Consider the following 17,654-nt stretch of genomic DNA (forward strand, 5'->3'; position numbering starts at 1 on the left):
CAGGTCACTGGTGCCGGGTTAATCCCCGGCACCAGATTGTGCTAACTCCGACGGGAGCAAATCCGTGAAAGACTTATTAAAGTTTCTGAAAGCGCAAACTAAAACCGAAGAGTTTGATGCGATCAAAATTGCTCTGGCTTCGCCAGACATGATCCGTTCATGGTCTTTCGGTGAAGTTAAAAAGCCGGAAACCATTAACTACCGTACGTTCAAACCTGAGCGTGACGGCCTTTTCTGTGCACGTATTTTCGGGCCAGTAAAAGATTACGAGTGCCTGTGCGGTAAGTACAAGCGCCTGAAACACCGTGGTGTTATCTGTGAGAAGTGCGGCGTTGAAGTGACCCAGACTAAAGTGCGTCGTGAGCGCATGGGCCACATCGAGCTGGCGTCTCCGACTGCCCACATCTGGTTCCTGAAATCTCTGCCGTCCCGTATCGGTTTGCTGCTGGATATGCCGCTGCGTGATATCGAACGTGTTCTGTACTTCGAATCTTATGTTGTTATCGAAGGCGGTATGACGAATCTGGAACGTAACCAGATTCTGACCGAAGAACAGTATCTGGACGCGCTGGAAGAGTTCGGTGACGAATTCGACGCGAAGATGGGTGCGGAAGCTATCCAGGCCCTGCTGAAGAGCATGGATCTGGAGCAAGAGTGCGAGCAGCTGCGTGAAGAGCTGAACGAAACCAACTCCGAAACCAAGCGTAAAAAGCTGACCAAGCGTATCAAGCTGCTGGAAGCGTTCGTGCAGTCTGGTAACAAACCAGAGTGGATGATCCTGACCGTTCTGCCGGTTCTGCCGCCAGATCTGCGTCCGCTGGTTCCGCTGGATGGTGGTCGTTTCGCAACGTCCGATCTGAACGATCTGTACCGTCGCGTTATCAACCGTAACAACCGTCTGAAGCGTCTGCTGGATCTGGCTGCGCCAGATATCATCGTACGCAACGAAAAACGTATGCTGCAGGAAGCGGTAGATGCCCTGCTGGATAACGGTCGTCGCGGTCGTGCGATCACCGGTTCTAACAAACGTCCTCTGAAATCTTTGGCCGACATGATCAAAGGTAAACAGGGTCGTTTCCGTCAGAACCTGCTCGGTAAGCGTGTTGACTACTCCGGTCGTTCTGTTATCACCGTAGGTCCATACCTGCGTCTGCATCAGTGCGGTCTGCCGAAGAAAATGGCACTGGAGCTGTTCAAACCGTTCATCTACGGCAAGCTGGAACTGCGTGGCCTCGCCACCACCATCAAAGCCGCTAAGAAAATGGTTGAGCGTGAAGAAGCTGTCGTTTGGGATATCCTGGACGAAGTGATCCGCGAACACCCGGTACTGCTGAACCGTGCACCAACACTGCACCGTCTGGGTATCCAGGCATTTGAGCCAGTCCTGATCGAAGGTAAAGCTATCCAGCTGCACCCGCTGGTTTGTGCGGCTTATAACGCCGACTTCGATGGTGACCAGATGGCTGTTCACGTACCGCTGACGCTGGAAGCCCAGCTCGAAGCGCGTGCGCTGATGATGTCTACCAACAACATCCTGTCTCCAGCGAACGGTGAACCAATTATCGTTCCTTCTCAGGACGTTGTATTGGGTCTGTACTACATGACCCGTGACTGTGTTAACGCCAAAGGCGAAGGCATGGTGCTGACTGGCCCGAAAGAAGCTGAGCGTATTTATCGCGCTGGCCTGGCCTCTCTGCATGCGCGCGTTAAAGTGCGTATCACCGAATACGAAAAAGATGAAAACGGCGAATTCGTTGCGAAAACCAGCCTGAAAGACACGACCGTTGGCCGTGCCATTCTGTGGATGATCGTACCAAAAGGTCTGCCTTTCTCCATCGTCAACCAGGCGCTGGGCAAGAAAGCGATCTCCAAAATGCTGAACACCTGTTACCGCATTCTGGGTCTGAAGCCGACCGTAATCTTCGCTGACCAGACAATGTACACCGGCTTTGCTTATGCAGCGCGTTCAGGTGCATCTGTTGGTATCGATGACATGGTCATCCCAGAGAAGAAACACGAGATCATCTCTGAAGCGGAAGCCGAAGTTGCTGAGATCCAGGAGCAGTTCCAGTCTGGTCTGGTAACCGCGGGCGAACGCTATAACAAAGTTATCGATATCTGGGCTGCGGCAAACGATCGTGTATCCAAAGCGATGATGGACAACCTGCAAACCGAAACCGTTATTAACCGTGACGGCGTAGAAGAGCAGCAGGTTTCCTTCAACAGCATCTACATGATGGCCGACTCCGGTGCGCGTGGTTCTGCGGCACAGATTCGTCAGCTGGCAGGTATGCGTGGTCTGATGGCTAAGCCAGATGGCTCCATCATCGAAACGCCAATCACCGCGAACTTCCGTGAAGGTCTGAACGTACTCCAGTACTTCATCTCAACCCACGGTGCTCGTAAAGGTCTGGCGGATACCGCACTGAAAACAGCGAACTCCGGTTATCTGACGCGTCGTCTGGTTGACGTTGCGCAGGATCTGGTTGTTACCGAAGACGATTGTGGCACCCTCGAAGGTATCACCATGACCCCGGTTATCGAGGGTGGTGATGTTAAAGAGCCACTGCGCGATCGCGTTCTGGGTCGTGTAACCGCGGAAGACATTCTGAAGCCGGGTACCGCAGACATTCTGGTTCCACGCAACACGCTGCTGCACGAACACTGGTGTGACCTGCTGGAAGCGAACTCTGTTGACTCAGTGAAAGTGCGTTCCGTTGTATCCTGTGACACCGACTTTGGTGTGTGTGCGCACTGCTATGGTCGTGACCTGGCGCGTGGCCACATCATCAACAAAGGTGAAGCAATCGGCGTTATCGCGGCACAGTCAATCGGTGAGCCGGGTACACAGCTGACGATGCGTACGTTCCACATCGGTGGTGCAGCATCTCGTGCGGCTGCTGAGTCCAGCATCCAGGTGAAAAACAAAGGTAGCATCAAGCTCAGCAACGCGAAGTCTGTTGTTAACTCCGCAGGCAAGCTGGTTGTGACCTCTCGTAACACCGAGCTGAAGCTGATCGACGAATTCGGTCGTACCAAAGAGAGCTATAAAGTGCCTTACGGTGCTGTTATGGCGAAAGGTGATGGCGAGCAGGTTGCTGGCGGCGAAACCGTAGCAAACTGGGATCCACACACCATGCCGGTTATCACCGAAGTAAGTGGTTTCATCCGCTTCACTGACATGATCGACGGCCAGACCATTACTCGTCAGACTGACGAGCTGACCGGTCTGTCTTCTCTGGTGGTTCTGGATTCTGCTGAACGTACTACCGGTGGTAAAGATCTGCGTCCTGCACTGAAAATCGTTGATGCTCAGGGTAACGACGTTCTGATCCCTGGCACCGATATGCCTGCGCAGTACTTCCTGCCAGGTAAAGCGATCGTTCAGCTGGAAGATGGTATTCAGATCGGCGCAGGTGATGCTCTGGCGCGTATTCCTCAGGAATCCAGCGGTACCAAGGACATCACCGGTGGTCTGCCACGCGTTGCGGATCTGTTCGAAGCACGTCGTCCGAAAGAGCCTGCAATTCTGGCTGAAATCAGCGGTATCATTTCCTTCGGTAAAGAGACCAAAGGTAAACGCCGTCTGGTTATCACTCCAGTAGATGGTAGCGAGCCGTACGAAGAGATGATTCCTAAGTGGCGTCAGCTCAACGTGTTCGAAGGTGAACGTGTAGAACGTGGTGACGTGGTTTCCGATGGTCCAGAAGCACCGCACGACATTCTGCGTCTTCGTGGCGTACACGCGGTAACGCGTTACATCACCAACGAAGTACAGGACGTTTACCGTCTGCAAGGCGTTAAGATTAACGATAAGCACATCGAAGTTATCGTTCGTCAGATGCTGCGTAAAGCAACCATCGAAAACGCGGGCAGCTCCGACTTCCTGGAAGGCGAGCAGGTTGAATACTCACGCGTTAAGATCGCTAACCGCGATCTGGAAGCGAACGGCAAAATCGGTGCGACCTTCGCACGTGATCTGCTGGGTATCACCAAAGCGTCTCTGGCAACCGAGTCCTTCATCTCCGCAGCATCGTTCCAGGAAACTACACGTGTCCTGACCGAAGCGGCCGTTGCGGGTAAACGTGATGAACTGCGCGGTCTGAAAGAGAACGTTATCGTGGGTCGTCTGATCCCTGCTGGTACCGGTTATGCGTACCATCAGGATCGTATGCGTCGTCGTGCAGCGGGCGAACTGCCAGCAGCACCGCAGGTAACTGCTGAAGATGCATCCGCGAGCCTGGCAGAACTGCTGAACGCAGGTCTGGGTGGTTCCGACAACGAGTAATCGTTGATTCAGCTAATAAAAAACCCGCTTCGGCGGGTTTTTTTATGGTGTTTTGTAGGCCCGGTAAGCATAGCGTCACCGGGCTTTTTTATCAGTTTATCAACGGGATGCGTCGATAAAGCTCAATCATGTCGCCCGCCAGATCCTGGATAACCATCGCGTTCATCAGGTGATCCTGAGAGTGAACGGTGATCAGGTTGACCGGAAGTTTCCCGCTGCCTTCATCAAGGCCAATCAACTGCGTCTGGATCGTGTGCGCGTGTTTCACATATTCGCGTGACTCTTCCATTGCTTTTTCGGCTTCGGCAAAGTCACCTTTACGAGCCATCTGCAAGGCGGTCAGGGCTGCGCTGCGCGCTGCGCCCGCATTGACCAGTAATTCCATGATCGTTGTTTCTAAATCTTCCACAGGTCACTCCAGCAGTTTGAGGGCTTTTTCCAGTACGACATCGCCTTTCATCATGCCGTAATCCATCATGTCGATAACCGCGACCTTTTTACCCAGCGGGTCTGCCTGCGCCTGAAGTTTCGCCTGCTCGTATTTTACCTGTGGCCCCAGTAATACGATGTCGGCGGTGGCAATGTTGTCTTTAAACTCCGCAACCGGGACGGCTTTAATGGTTACTTCAACCCCTTTTTTCTGCGCGGCATCTTTCATTCGTTGAACCAGCATACTGGTCGACATTCCCGCTGCACAACATAAAACGATGTTCTTCATAGTCAGCCTCGATGTACATGTGTTTATTGATAATTATCCCGTGCAGACCGCTTCAACAACCGCTTTACCGCGATTGTGTGTCTGGCATCACAAAGAAATCGGCAATTTTCTGAAACCGGTTACAATTTTACATCTGAAAGCAATATGCCCGTTGAAACGGGCACAGAGACAGGAGAGGGGTTAGCTGTCGCCGGTCTGCAAAATGCGGTTTTTACCCTGCTGTTTGGCTTTATAGAGTGCGCCATCAACGGTGCCAATAAACTGCTCAAGCGGCTCGAAATGCCATTCGCCCAGCCCGGCGCTGAATGTGACGTGCAGACCCTCTTCGCGCCAGGTGCGCTTCTCCACCGCGATACGCCATGTCTCCAGTAATTCGTGAGACAGCCCGAACAGCTCCGAGTGGAAAATAACCGCAAACTCCTCACCGCCGTAGCGATAAACAGAAACGTTATGCGGTTGCATAACCTGAAGCCCTTCACGCGCGACGTTGCGCAGAACGATATCACCGCTCAAATGTCCCCAGGTGTCATTGATGGACTTGAAGTTATCAATATCGACCAGCGCCAGGGCGAACGGCTGGTGGTTATTGAGCAGCTCCGCAACATCGCTGTCGAAAGCGCGACGGTTTTTACAGCCAGTCAGCGCATCGTGAGTCGCCTGGCGCACATAGGCAAGCTCCCGCTCTTTGTTTGACTGAATGGTATGGCTGAGCATCGCTTCCAGGCGAGGTGCCGTGCTGACATCCCCGGTTTTGATCGCGTTAATGATGTTCATCAGCACGGTGCGCGAGGCATGGCGCAGGTATAAACCAAACAGGATGATAACGAGGCCTGCCAGCGCAAATCCCCAGCTGACAATGGATGTTTCATGCTGGGTGATCCCGGTGAGAGTAGAGTCAGCTACCCGGTAGATAACAAACCAGTCGGGGTTGGTAAATGAGTAGTAGTAATACCAGGTTTGGCTCTCCGGGTCGTAAAGATGGCCTTCACCACTGGTCATTTTATCCATTAGCGCTTCGCTCACGTACGGCTTAAAAAGCGCCCCGGTATCAGGGTGCAGCACTACGGCGCCGTCCCGCTCGACGATAAAAAACTCGCCTTGTACGGGAGCGACCATTTGTCGCAGGGTATATCCCATTGAGGTCAGGTCGAGGTGAAACGCGAGCGTCCCTTTCAGACGCCCCTCCGGCGAAATCACCGGTTTAAAGAGCGTGACCGTAGGATGGCCGGTGAAGTAGTCCATATAGGGGCGGGTATAGCGGCTGAAAGTACTGGCTTCTGCCTGGCCGATAAACCACGGGCGGGTGCGGGCATCAAACGTTTTGCTCTTATCCGTCGGCAGCACTTCCGGCGCGCGCAAATAATGCCCTTGCGTGTCGGCCAGCGAGATAGAAGAGACAGTCGGCATCAGATTCTGAAGATGCATCAAGACCTGCAATCCTTCACCTGGATTGGTGTTTACTGTTTGATTCAGCCTGTCGTTTCGCGCAAAGAAGGTGGCCGCCCGTCCCAGAATGTAGTCATTTTCACGCAGGATGGATTCGGTATAGTTCACCGCAAGGTTGTGGGTGAAATTTCCATTAATCTTATGATAATCATTAAGAAAATTACTGCGCTGAGACAGGGTGATAAACACAGCGACCAGAATAAAACTGAGCAGGATCCCCGCGAAACTGACCATTATCGGCCTGGTGAAAGATAGTTTTCTGCTATGAAGTGCCATGAGTTGTAAATCAGTCCAGATGATGTGGCGAATGAGAGCAATGGGTATCCTCTGAGCATAGTCGCTACACGGATGCTGACTGTTAATTATACGTATAAGGTTTCGCTGCAAGATGATTTACCTTAAGAAACGCTAATAAATTTCGTATTTATTTGATGAAATCAAATTTTGTTTCGTTCCGGAGAGGCAGGGCGAATCGAGGAAGAAGCTATTCGCCCTGGTCAGCGTCCGTTGCTGACGAACCAAGCGTAAAAAAACCGGGCGATCTCTGACAACCACCCGGTTACAACACTACGAGGCTTCTCGGCAACTTTCCGCGCTGTTGCACGGTGTTTCAGCGCAATTGCGAGGCGCGCCCCAGCCAGCTATCCCAGTCTTTCCATACCGGTTGTAGCCCCTGTGCCGCAAGGGCATCTGCCACGGCTTCAGGGCGTCGCCCATCGTGGGGGGCAAACTGTTCCAGCTCGGGATGGTCATCGGCATAACCCCCGGGCTGGGTTTTGGAGAAGGCACTGACATTGTTGATGGCCAGCGGGATAACCCGGTCGCGAAACGCCGGTGATTCGCGTGTGGAGAGTGACAGTTCCACCTCCGGTGCGAACAAGCGAAAAGCGCAGATGGTCTGAACAAGCTGGCGTTCATCCATCAGCGAAGCTGGCTCGATTCCCCCTGCGCACGGGCGTAAACGTGGGAAAGAGATTGAATAGCGGCTTTGCCAGTAGTGTTGCTGCAACCACAGCAGGTGCTCCGCCACCATATAGCAATCTACCCGCCAGCTATCCGAAAGCCCAATCAGCGCCCCCAACCCGATTTTGTCGATCCCGGCGCGCCCAAGCCTGTCTGGCGTCTCCAGCCTGAAGAAAAAATCCTGTTTTTTCCCTTTCAGGTGATGCTGCGCGTACATCGCCTCGTGATAGGTTTCCTGGTAGACCATTACGCCATCAAGCCCCAGGCCTTTCAGCTCGGCGTATTCGTCCTCAGACAGGGGCTGAACTTCCATCTGTAACGACGAAAACTCGCGGCGAATGGCCGGAAGATGCTGGCGAAAATAGTCCATCCCGACTTTTCCCTGATGCTCTCCGGTCACCAGCAGCAGATGCTCGAACCCCATCTCGCGTATGGCGGCACACTCGCGGGCGATCTCCTGGTCATCCAGCGTTTTGCGTTTGATGCGGTTGCTCATGGAAAAACCGCAGTAGGTGCAGTCGTTGGCGCACAGGTTAGAGAGATAGAGTGGTACGTAAAAGCTGACCGTGTTGCCAAAACGCTGCCGGGTAAGACGCTGCGCGCGGTGGGCCATCGGCTCCAGATAAGCGCTGGCCGCAGGGGAGAGCAGGGCCATCAGATCCTCACGGGTCAGATGGCGGGCAGCTAACGCTCGCTCCACATCTGTTGATGTTTTACTGTTGATGCGCAGGCGAATATCGTCCCAGTTGAGCTGCCGCCAGCGGTCGGTAAAGGTGGTCATCAGAGCGCCTCCAGAAAGCCGGTCAGCGGGCTGGTGGCCTGTGCCTGAAAACTGCGTGACCCGGGACCAGACTGACGTGCCAGCACGCCTGCGTCCACCGCCAGACGAAACGCCCGCGCCATCATTACGGGGTCGTCTGCCACCGCAATTGCGGTGTTGACCAGGACGGCATCAGCCCCCATTTCCAGCGCCTGCGCGGCGTGGCTGGGAACGCCAATTCCGGCGTCAACCACCACCGGCACGGTTGCCTGCTCGATGATGATCTCCAGCATGGCGCGAGTTTCCAGCCCCTGATTGGAGCCAATAGGCGCACCCAGCGGCATCACGGCGGCGCAGCCCACTTCTTCCAGTCGTTTGCACAGTACCGGATCGGCCCCGCAGTAGGGCAGAACGGTAAAACCCAACTGGACCAGCTTTTCGGCCGCTTTCAGGGTTTCGATGGGATCGGGCAGCAGCCAGCGGGCGTCAGGATGAATTTCAAGTTTCAGCCAGTGCGTCCCCAGCGCTTCTCGTGCCAGCTGGGCGGCAAAAATTGCCTCTTCTGCGGTTTTGGCCCCGGAGGTGTTTGGCAGCAAGGTCACGCCAGCCGCCAGCAGTGGCGCGAGTATAGCATCGCTGTGATTACGCAGATCAACGCGCTTCATGGCGAGCGTCACCAGCTGGCTACCGCTCTCCCGGATGGCATCGACCATCAGCTGCGGTGACGCGAATTTCCCGGTTCCGGTAAAGAGGTGTGAATCAAAGGTTTTATCGGCAATACGTAACATCTCAACCCCCTGCGATAACCTGAAACAGCAGGATGTTGTCGCCGTCGCGCACCTGCTGATGCTCCCACTGCTCGCGCGGCAGGATCTGTTGATTAAGTGCCAGGGCTGTTCCCGGCTTCAGTTGACGCAATTTTTCGAGCAGCGCGGCGATGGTCAGCCCGTCGTCGCACTTCAGCGGTTCGTCATTAAACAGAATGCGCATTCTGGCCTCCACACACCGAGCATTGGCTTGCGCGGTGTAACGCCAGATGCCGCCAGCCGCCCGAGCGGGCGTCAAACAGCCGCAGCGTATTGCGCTCCGTCTCCATATCGCTGAGTAACTTAATGGCCTCCAGCGCCTGCAATGTCCCCATGATGCCTACCACCGGGCCAAGAATGCCCGCCGTGCGGCAGTTGCGTTCCGGCTCTGCATCATCCGGCCACAGGCAGCGATAGCAGCCCTGCGCCCAGGGCGGCGTGAGCACCATCATTTGCCCACCGAAGCCGACCGCACTGGCGGTGATAAGCGGCGTGTTATGTGTTACGCAGGCGACGTTGATGGCCTGGCGGGTTGCCATATTGTCGGTGCAATCCAGCACCACATCCGCCAGCGCCACTTCGCGTTGCAGGTCTTCACCCGCCAGACGCTGTTGCAGGGCGATAAGTTCGATATCAGGGTTGAGCTGGTTCAGCCGCTGCCGGGTGATACGCGCTTTGGGCTGGTTAATATCGTCGGTGGTAAAGAGGATCTGGCGTTGCAGGTTGCTGAGATGAACATCGTCATCATCCGCCAGCACCAGAGTACCCACGCCCGCACCTGCCAGATACAGCGCGGCGGGCGTCCCTAATCCGCCCAGCCCGACAACGAGCACCCGGCTTCCAAGCAGCTTTTTCTGGCCGTCGATGGCGATATCTTCCAGCAGGATCTGCCGGCTGTAGCGCATAAAGTCGCGATCATTCATCACCTGCTCCTGCCAGCGTTAAGAGCTGTGCGGTTGCCGCCTGCCAGTCTGGTGCCTGGGTAATGGCGCTGACGACGGCAATACTACCCACGCCGGTTTCGAGCACGGCGGGGGTGCGTTCAAGGCTGATACCGCCGATGGCGACGGTTGGGTAATCAGTCAGTCGCTGAATATGACCGGCCAGCTGCCCAAGCCCCTGGGGTGCTGAAGGCATCTGTTTGGTCTGTGTCGGGAAGACGTGGCCAAGTGCGATATAAGACGGGCGTGCGGCGAGCGCCACATCGATCTCCATATCGTCGTGCGTTGAAACCCCCAAACGCAGACCGGCTTTACGGATAGCGTCCAGATCGGTTGTCTCCAGGTCTTCCTGACCCAGGTGCACGCCGTAAGCCTGGTGCTTAATAGCCAGTCGCCAGTAGTCGTTGATAAACAGGCGGGCGTCATAACGACGCCCCAGTTCAATGGCAGCGACCACATCGGCCTCCACCTCTTCATCACGTTTATCTTTGATGCGCAGCTGGATGGTGCGAACGCCTGCCTCCAGCAGGCGTGCAATCCACGCAACGCTATCCACTACCGGGTAAAGCCCTAGCCGAAAGGGAACCGGTGGAAAATCGGGCTGATACATTACGCCTCCTCTTTTTTGAGGTAGATTTCGCCGCCTTTTGCGCGGAAGTTATCAGACATGTCCGCCATACCCACTTCAATAGCCTGTGACGCCGCGTAATCACGCACTTCCTGGGTGATTTTCATGGAGCAGAATTTCGGTCCGCACATGGAGCAGAAGTGCGCCACTTTGCCGGATTCCTGCGGCAGGGTTTCGTCGTGGTAGGCGCGGGCGGTGAACGGGTCGAGCGCCAGGTTGAACTGATCTTCCCAGCGGAATTCAAAGCGTGCTTTCGACATGGCGTTATCACGGATTTGCGCGCCCGGATGGCCTTTCGCCAGATCCGCGGCGTGGGCGGCAATTTTGTAGGTGATCAGACCCTGTTTGACATCTTCTTTGTTCGGCAGGCCGAGGTGTTCTTTCGGCGTGACGTAACAGAGCATGGCGCAGCCGAACCAGCCGATCATCGCCGCGCCAATCCCGGAGGTAAAGTGGTCGTAGCCTGGCGCGATATCCGTGGTCAATGGCCCCAGCGTGTAGAACGGCGCTTCGTGGCAGTGCTCCAGCTCTTCGGTCATGTTGCGACGGATCATCTGCATAGGCACATGCCCCGGGCCTTCAATCATCACCTGCACGTCATACTCCCAGGCAATTTTGGTCAGTTCGCCCAGCGTGTGCAGTTCGGCAAACTGCGCTTCGTCGTTGGCATCCTGAATCGAGCCCGGGCGCAGGCCATCGCCCAGCGAGAGCGAAACGTCGTAGGCCGCGCAGATTTCGCAAATCTCGCGGAAGTGCTGATACAGGAAGTTTTCCTGATGGTGCGACAGGCACCATTTGGCCATGATTGAACCGCCGCGCGAGACAATCCCGGTCAGGCGTTTGGCTGTCATCGGCACGTAGCGCAGCAGCACACCGGCGTGGATGGTGAAATAGTCCACACCCTGTTCAGCCTGCTCCAGCAGCGTATCGCGGAAAGCTTCCCAGGTGAGGTTCTCGGCGATGCCGTTTACTTTTTCCAGCGCCTGATAAATGGGCACCGTACCAATCGGCACCGGGCTGTTACGCAGGATCCACTCGCGGGTTTCGTGGATGTAACGCCCGGTTGAGAGGTCCATCACCGTGTCTGCGCCCCAGCGGGTAGACCAGACCAGTTTTTCCACCTCTTCTTCGATGGAAGAGGTCACCGCCGAGTTACCAATGTTGGCGTTGACCTTCACCAGGAAGTTACGCCCGATGATCATTGGCTCGGATTCAGGGTGGTTGATGTTCGCAGGGATAATGGCGCGCCCGGCGGCCACTTCGTCACGCACAAATTCCGGGGTGATGTTTTCCGGCAGACGCGCACCGAAACCTTCCCCAGGATGCTGATGGCGCAACACTTCACCACGAATACGTTCACGGCCCATATTTTCGCGGATGGCGATGAACTCCATTTCCGGTGTGACGATACCCCGGCGGGCATAGTGCAGCTGGGTTACGCATTTGCCCGCAGTGGCGCGTTTCGGGGTCAGCAGGCCGGCGAAACGCAGCTCGTCCAGGCCGTCGTCGGCCAGGCGCTCTTTGGTATACGCGGAGCTTTGCTCGTTGAGTTCTTCGCTGTCATTACGGGCGTCAATCCACGGCTGACGCAGCTTTGCCAGACCGTGCTGAACGTTGATCGCAATCTCAGGGTCGCCATACGGGCCAGAGGTGTCATACACCGGGATCGCTTCGTTATCTTCAAACTGCGGATCTTCTTTGCTGCCACCAATCAGCGTTGGGCTAAGCTGGATTTCACGCATCGGGACGCGAATATCCGCCTGAGAGCCGGTAATGTAAATGCGTTTTGAGTTCGGGAAAGCGGTGCCTTCCAGGGTGTCGATGAAGTGTTGTGCTTGTGCGCGTTGTTCGCGACGGGTCAGTTTAGTGGTAGACATAGCTCATTCCAAAAGTGAAGGACATGGCTTGTCAGACGACGGATGAAGCAAGAGGAGATCGCCCGGGGGCGATACAACAGCAGTGTGACTCTTGTTCCCTTCGCAGGTATTAGCCTGATCAGGTTCCGCGGATCCCGAATTAACGGTCTCAGCCCGCGTTTTTGCAAACGCTGGGCACTCCGACAAGAAAAATCCCCCTCGTGAGAGGGGCGAATGTTTGTAAACTACTCGTTAACGATTAAGAACTCAAGCAGGGCGCGCGACGTTCTCTTCGTTGCTGATGTTCAAATCATTATCCAGCGCCAGGGCGATCAGCTTGTCTTCCAGCGTGAATCGCTCTTCCAGAGCCTCGCCAAGATCGGACAGCGCCCGCTGGAACTCAAGATAGTTATCGTGATCGATAGCGTTCTCAAGCGTGGAATCGTAGTAGTCCATGATCTGCTGGGTGTTGGCTTCCAGCAGCGGATAGAGTTTGCTGGCCGCTAAATACGGCGTTGTCCCTTCCATTTCGCGGATAATGCGTTCATAAATATTGAAATGGCCGTCGGACAGATAGTCGACCAGGCCCTGACAAAAATCATCCAGCGCTTTTTCGTTGAGGCGCATGTACGATTCTTTGCCAGGCTTAATGCCGACCAGATTGTAATAAGCCACGAGCAGATGCTTGCGTACATGTAGCCAGCGATCCACCAGTTTGTTACTTCCTCCAACGCGCTCTGTCAGGCTTTCCAGCTGGTTTAACATGTTCGACTCCACAAGGTTTAGAATTGAATCTGCTTATCCAAAATGTAACCACGATGCTAACAACATGTCAGTGAAGCGAAGGTAGTGCAATAGATATGGATCGTATTATTGAAAAATCAGATCTCGGTTGGTGGTTAGTCTGTCACGAACAAAAATTATGGTTGCCCGCTGGGGAATTACCCTATGGCGCGGCAGAAAAATTCGATCTTGTGGGCCAGCCTGCACTGAGGATCGGCGAGTGGCAGGGCGATCCGGTGTGGATGATCCTGCAGGCTCGCCGTCAGGATATGGGATCGGTTCGTCAGGTACTCGATCTTGATGTTGGGCTGTTCCAGCTGGCTGGCCGCGGTGTGCAGCTGGCGGAGTTTTACCGCTCGCATAAATACTGCGGCTATTGCGGCCATACCATGCATCCGAGCAAAACCGAATGGGCGATGCTGTGCAGCCACTGCCGGGAACGCTACTACCCGCAAATCGCGCCGTGCATCATCGTTGCTATTCGCCGGGAAGACTCTATCCTGCTGGCGCAACACACCCGTCATCGCAATGGTGTGCATACCGTGTTAGCCGGATTCGTTGAAGTGGGTGAGACGCTGGAGCAGGCTGTGGCACGGGAGGTTATGGAAGAGAGCGGCATTAAGGTGAAAAACCTGCGCTATGTTACTTCACAACCGTGGCCGTTCCCGCAATCACTGATGACCGCCTTTATGGCCGAATACGACAGCGGCGAGATTGTTATCGACCAGAAAGAGCTGCTGGAGGCGAACTGGTATCGTTACGACGATTTACCGCTGTTACCGCCGCCGGGCACCGTGGCGCGCCGGCTGATTGAAGATACCGTCGCAATGTGTCGGGCTGATGCTGAGTGACATGTTACACTGAGGCCATGACGCTTAAGGAACTGCAAAAATGACCGAACTGAAGAACGATCGTTATCTGCGTGCGCTGCTGCGCCAGCCCGTTGATGTCACTCCGGTGTGGATGATGCGCCAGGCTGGCCGCTATCTCCCGGAGTACAAAGCCACCCGTGCCCAGGCGGGGGATTTTATGTCGCTGTGCAAAAACGCGGAACTGGCGTGTGAAGTGACGCTCCAGCCGCTGCGACGTTATCCACTGGATGCAGCGATCCTCTTTTCGGACATTCTGACTATCCCTGATGCCATGGGGCTTGGGCTGTATTTCGAAACCGGCGAAGGCCCGCGTTTCACCTCTCCGATTAAGAGCAAAGCCGACGTCGATAAGCTGCCGATCCCTGACCCTGAGGGTGAGCTGGGCTACGTGATGAATGCGGTACGCACTATCCGCCGTGAGCTGAAAGGCGAAGTGCCGCTGATTGGCTTCTCTGGCAGCCCGTGGACGCTGGCGACTTACATGGTTGAAGGTGGCAGCAGCAAAGCCTTTACCGTAATCAAAAAGATGATGTATGCCGAGCCGCTGGCGCTGCACGCGCTGCTCGACAAGCTGGCGAAGAGCGTCACGCTGTATCTGAACGCTCAAATTAAAGCGGGTGCGCAGTCGGTGATGATTTTCGATACCTGGGGCGGTGTGCTGACCGGGCGTGATTATCAGCAATTCTCGCTCTATTACATGCACAAAATCGTCGATGGCCTGCTGCGTGAAAACGAAGGCCGCCGCGTACCGGTAACGTTGTTCACCAAAGGTGGCGGTCAGTGGCTCGAAGCGATGGCAGCAACGGGCTGTGACGCACTTGGGCTGGACTGGACCACCGATATCGCCGATGCGCGTCGCCGTGTAGGCGACAAAGTGGCGCTGCAGGGTAATATGGATCCCTCCATGCTCTATGCACAGCCTGCGCGTATCGAAGAAGAGGTGGCAACCATTCTGGCGGGCTTTGGTCAGGGCGAAGGTCACGTCTTTAACCTCGGTCACGGCATTCACCAGGATGTGCCGCCAGAGCACGCGGGCACGTTTGTGGAGGCAGTACACCGGTTGTCTGCGCAGTACCACAAGTAAGGAATCGCTATGGATCTCGCGTCATTACGCGCTCAGCAACTGGAACTGGCATCATCGGTGATCCGTGAGGATCAACTCGATAAGAACCCGCCGCAGTATATTGGCGGCGCCGATGTGGGGTTTGAGCAGGGCGGGGAGGTGACGCGTGCCGCGATGGTGGTACTGAAGTACCCTTCGCTGGAACTGGTGGAATACAAGGTGGCGCGTATTGCGACCACCATGCCTTACATTCCAGGTTTTCTCTCCTTTCGTGAATATCCCGCGCTGCTGGCCGCGTGGGAGCTCCTCGCGCAAAAGCCTGACCTGTTGTTCGTTGACGGACACGGTATTTCTCATCCGCGCCGGTTAGGCGTTGCCAGCCATTTTGGCCTGCTGGTGGATGTGCCAACGATAGGTGTCGCCAAAAAGCGCCTGTGCGGTGCGTTTGAGCCTCTTTCTGCCGAAGCGGGCGCACTCGGCCCCCTGATGGATAAAGGCGAGCAGCTGGCATGGGTCTGGCGCAGTAAACCGCGCTGTAATCCGTTGTTTATCGCCACCGGGCACCGGGTCAGTCTGGACAGTGCGCTGGCGTGGGTACAGCGTTGCACAAAAGGATATCGTTTACCGGAGCCAACACGCTGGGCGGATGCCGTTGCATCACAGCGACCGGCTTTTATTCGCTGGCAGGAAATTCAGCGATAATTCAGGTAAACTGCCGCTAATTTCCGATTCGAGACATCATCATGTTACAAAACCCGATTCATCTGCGCCTTGAGAAGCTGGAAAGCTGGCAGCACGTCACCTTTATGGCTTGCCTGTGCGAGCGCATGTATCCCAATTACGCCGCGTTCTGCAAGCAGACAGAGTTTGGTGATGGCCATATCTATCGCCGTATTCTGGATCTCATCTGGGAAACGCTGACCGTCAAAGACGCGAAGGTGAACTTCGACTCCCAGCTGGAGAAACTCGAAGAGGCCATTCCGGTGGCGGATGATTTCGATCTGTACGGTGTCTATCCGGCCATTGATGCCTGCGTGGCATTGAGTGAACTGATCCACTCCCGTCTGAGCGGCGAAACACTGGAGCACGCCATTGAAGTCAGTAAGGCATCGATTACTACCGTAGCGATGCTGGAAATGACCCAGGAAGGTCGCGAAATGACCGATGAAGAGCTGCGAGCGAACCCCGCTGTTGAGCAAGAATGGGATATTCAGTGGGAGATTTTCCGATTGCTGGCAGAGTGTGAAGAACGCGATATTGAGCTGATAAAAGGGCTTCGTGCGGACTTACGTGAGGCCGCCGAGAGCAATATTGGTATAATTTTTAACCAATGAGTCAACAAAACGTGATTTAACGCCTGTTTTGTCACTCCTCGACTCTTCCCTTTCGCCCCCCGTCTGGTCTACATTTGGGGGGCGAAAAAAAGTGGCTATCGGTGCGTGTATGCAGGAGAGTGCTTTTTTGGCATTTTCGTCGCACTCGATGCTTAGCAAGCGATAAACACATTGAAAGGATAACTTATGAACAAGACTCAACTGATTGATGTAATTGCGGACAAGGCTGATCTGTCTAAAGTGCAGGCTAAAGCTGCTCTGGAATCTACCCTGGCTGCTATTACTGAGTCTCTGAAAGAAGGCGATGCTGTACAACTGGTTGGTTTCGGTACCTTCAAAGTGAACCACCGCGCTGAGCGTACTGGCCGCAACCCGCAGACCGGTAAAGAAATCAAAATCGCCGCAGCTAACGTGCCGGCATTTGTTTCTGGTAAAGCACTGAAAGACGCTGTTAAGTAAGACGCGTGGCAGTGAACAGTTTTAACGAAGGGGCGGTAACGCCCCTTTTGTCTGTCTGGCGTGGTGCACTCGCGCTGGCAGGCGTGCTGTTGCTGTCAGCCTGTAGTCATGACTCCTCTCTGCCACCGTTTACCGCCAGCGGCTACGCTGACAACCAGGGGGCTGTCAGGATATGGCGCAAAGATTCAGGCGGTGAGGTTCATCTCCTCTCTGCTTTCAGTCCGTGGCATAACGGCAATACTTCAACCGCAGAGTACCGCTGGCAGGACGACACCCTGTCGCTCATCGAGCTGAATATCTACAGTAAGACCCCCGAACATGTTCGTGTGCGCTTTGACGACCATGGCGAGCTGAGTTTTATGCAGCGTGAGGTGAGCGGGCAAAAGCAGCAACTTTCCAGCGATCAAATCGCCCTCTACAAATACCGTGCTGAACAAATTCGTCAGACCAGCGATGCACTGCGCCAGGGACGTGTCGTGCTGCGTCAGGGACGCTGGCATGTGGATGGTACGGTCACTACCTGCGAAGGGCAGACGGTGAAGCCCGAGCTCGAATCCTGGGCAACAGAACACATTCAACGCCGTCAGCGTCATTCATCAATGGAAGTGAGTGTGGCGTGGCTTGAGGCGCCGGAAGGCTCTCAGCTGCTGCTGGTGGCGAACGAAGATTTCTGCACCTGGCAGCCGACAGAGAAGAGTTTCTGAATTCTGTGGACTAAGCCGGATGGCGCTAACGCT

General features: G+C 55.1%; 17 protein-coding genes and 1 riboswitch. Of the genes, 7 read left to right on the plus strand and 10 right to left on the minus strand.

What is annotated here, in order from left to right; genetic code table 11:
* Positions 1–64: 64 nt before the first annotated feature.
* Complete coding sequence (gene rpoC / locus N1249_RS01065) at positions 65–4,288, plus strand: DNA-directed RNA polymerase subunit beta' (protein WP_014068451.1); 4,224 nt, start codon at positions 65–67, stop codon at positions 4,286–4,288.
* Between the two features lie 91 nt (positions 4,289–4,379).
* On the opposite strand, the gene N1249_RS01070 is transcribed toward rpoC, so the two are convergent.
* From N1249_RS01070 to rsd, 10 genes are all read right to left on the minus strand, one after another.
* On the minus strand, positions 4,380–4,697 hold the full coding sequence (locus N1249_RS01070; protein ID WP_257271782.1) for a PTS lactose/cellobiose transporter subunit IIA: 318 nt from the start codon (positions 4,695–4,697) through the stop codon (positions 4,380–4,382).
* Between the two features lie 3 nt (positions 4,698–4,700).
* The gene (locus N1249_RS01075) at positions 4,701–5,006 is read right to left on the minus strand and encodes a PTS sugar transporter subunit IIB (protein ID WP_014068453.1); all 306 of its coding nucleotides are present in this window, start codon (positions 5,004–5,006) and stop codon (positions 4,701–4,703) included.
* A 180-nt stretch (positions 5,007–5,186) separates the two neighbouring features.
* Positions 5,187–6,728: a sensor domain-containing diguanylate cyclase gene (locus N1249_RS01080; protein ID WP_259833859.1), complete on the minus strand. Its 1,542-nt coding sequence runs from the start codon at positions 6,726–6,728 to the stop codon at positions 5,187–5,189.
* 334 nt (positions 6,729–7,062) lie between these two features.
* A complete protein-coding gene (thiH, locus tag N1249_RS01085; protein WP_259833860.1) occupies positions 7,063–8,196 on the minus strand; it encodes a 2-iminoacetate synthase ThiH in 1,134 nt (377 codons plus the stop codon).
* On the minus strand, positions 8,196–8,963 hold the full coding sequence (thiG, locus tag N1249_RS01090) for a thiazole synthase (protein ID WP_259833862.1): 768 nt from the start codon (positions 8,961–8,963) through the stop codon (positions 8,196–8,198). The genes thiH and thiG overlap by 1 nt, the downstream gene beginning before the upstream one ends.
* Before the next feature lies 1 nt (position 8,964).
* A complete protein-coding gene (gene thiS / locus N1249_RS01095) occupies positions 8,965–9,165 on the minus strand; it encodes a sulfur carrier protein ThiS (RefSeq protein WP_259833865.1) in 201 nt (66 codons plus the stop codon).
* Positions 9,149–9,904: a thiazole biosynthesis adenylyltransferase ThiF gene (locus tag N1249_RS01100; protein WP_259833867.1), complete on the minus strand. Its 756-nt coding sequence runs from the start codon at positions 9,902–9,904 to the stop codon at positions 9,149–9,151. Before N1249_RS01100 ends, thiS begins: the two co-directional genes overlap by 17 nt.
* Positions 9,897–10,532, minus strand: a complete 636-nt coding sequence (gene thiE, locus N1249_RS01105) for a thiamine phosphate synthase (RefSeq protein ID WP_259833868.1) — start codon at positions 10,530–10,532, stop codon at positions 9,897–9,899. Before thiE ends, N1249_RS01100 begins: the two co-directional genes overlap by 8 nt.
* Entirely contained in the window at positions 10,532–12,427 is a 1,896-nt protein-coding gene (thiC, locus tag N1249_RS01110; protein ID WP_259833871.1) for a phosphomethylpyrimidine synthase ThiC, read from the minus strand. Before thiC ends, thiE begins: the two co-directional genes overlap by 1 nt.
* 78 nt (positions 12,428–12,505) lie before the next feature.
* A riboswitch (TPP riboswitch) is annotated at positions 12,506–12,619 on the minus strand.
* 54 nt (positions 12,620–12,673) lie between these two features.
* Positions 12,674–13,171: a sigma D regulator gene (gene rsd / locus N1249_RS01115; protein ID WP_259833872.1), complete on the minus strand. Its 498-nt coding sequence runs from the start codon at positions 13,169–13,171 to the stop codon at positions 12,674–12,676.
* 95 nt (positions 13,172–13,266) lie between these two features.
* Between rsd and nudC the strand changes: the two genes are divergently transcribed.
* The 6 genes from nudC (at position 13,267) to N1249_RS01145 (ending at position 17,621) form a co-directional block, all read left to right on the plus strand.
* A complete protein-coding gene (nudC, locus tag N1249_RS01120; RefSeq protein ID WP_259833874.1) occupies positions 13,267–14,040 on the plus strand; it encodes an NAD(+) diphosphatase in 774 nt (257 codons plus the stop codon).
* A 40-nt stretch (positions 14,041–14,080) separates the two neighbouring features.
* The gene (hemE, locus tag N1249_RS01125) at positions 14,081–15,145 is read left to right on the plus strand and encodes a uroporphyrinogen decarboxylase (protein ID WP_259833876.1); all 1,065 of its coding nucleotides are present in this window, start codon (positions 14,081–14,083) and stop codon (positions 15,143–15,145) included.
* A gap of 9 nt (positions 15,146–15,154) precedes the next feature.
* Positions 15,155–15,826: a deoxyribonuclease V gene (gene nfi, locus N1249_RS01130; protein ID WP_259833879.1), complete on the plus strand. Its 672-nt coding sequence runs from the start codon at positions 15,155–15,157 to the stop codon at positions 15,824–15,826.
* A gap of 41 nt (positions 15,827–15,867) precedes the next feature.
* On the plus strand, positions 15,868–16,458 hold the full coding sequence (locus N1249_RS01135) for a YjaG family protein (protein ID WP_014068465.1): 591 nt from the start codon (positions 15,868–15,870) through the stop codon (positions 16,456–16,458).
* Positions 16,459–16,644: 186 nt separating this feature from the next.
* Positions 16,645–16,917 (plus strand): nucleoid-associated protein HU-alpha, encoded by a 273-nt coding sequence (gene hupA, locus N1249_RS01140; protein WP_002445246.1) that lies wholly within the window; start codon positions 16,645–16,647, stop codon positions 16,915–16,917.
* A gap of 11 nt (positions 16,918–16,928) precedes the next feature.
* A complete protein-coding gene (locus N1249_RS01145; RefSeq protein WP_259837930.1) occupies positions 16,929–17,621 on the plus strand; it encodes a DUF1481 domain-containing protein in 693 nt (230 codons plus the stop codon).
* Positions 17,622–17,654 lie beyond the last annotated feature (33 nt).

This window comes from Enterobacter sp. CP102, from assembly GCF_025152625.1.
In the GTDB taxonomy this organism is placed as follows: Bacteria; Pseudomonadota; Gammaproteobacteria; order Enterobacterales; family Enterobacteriaceae; genus Enterobacter; species Enterobacter soli.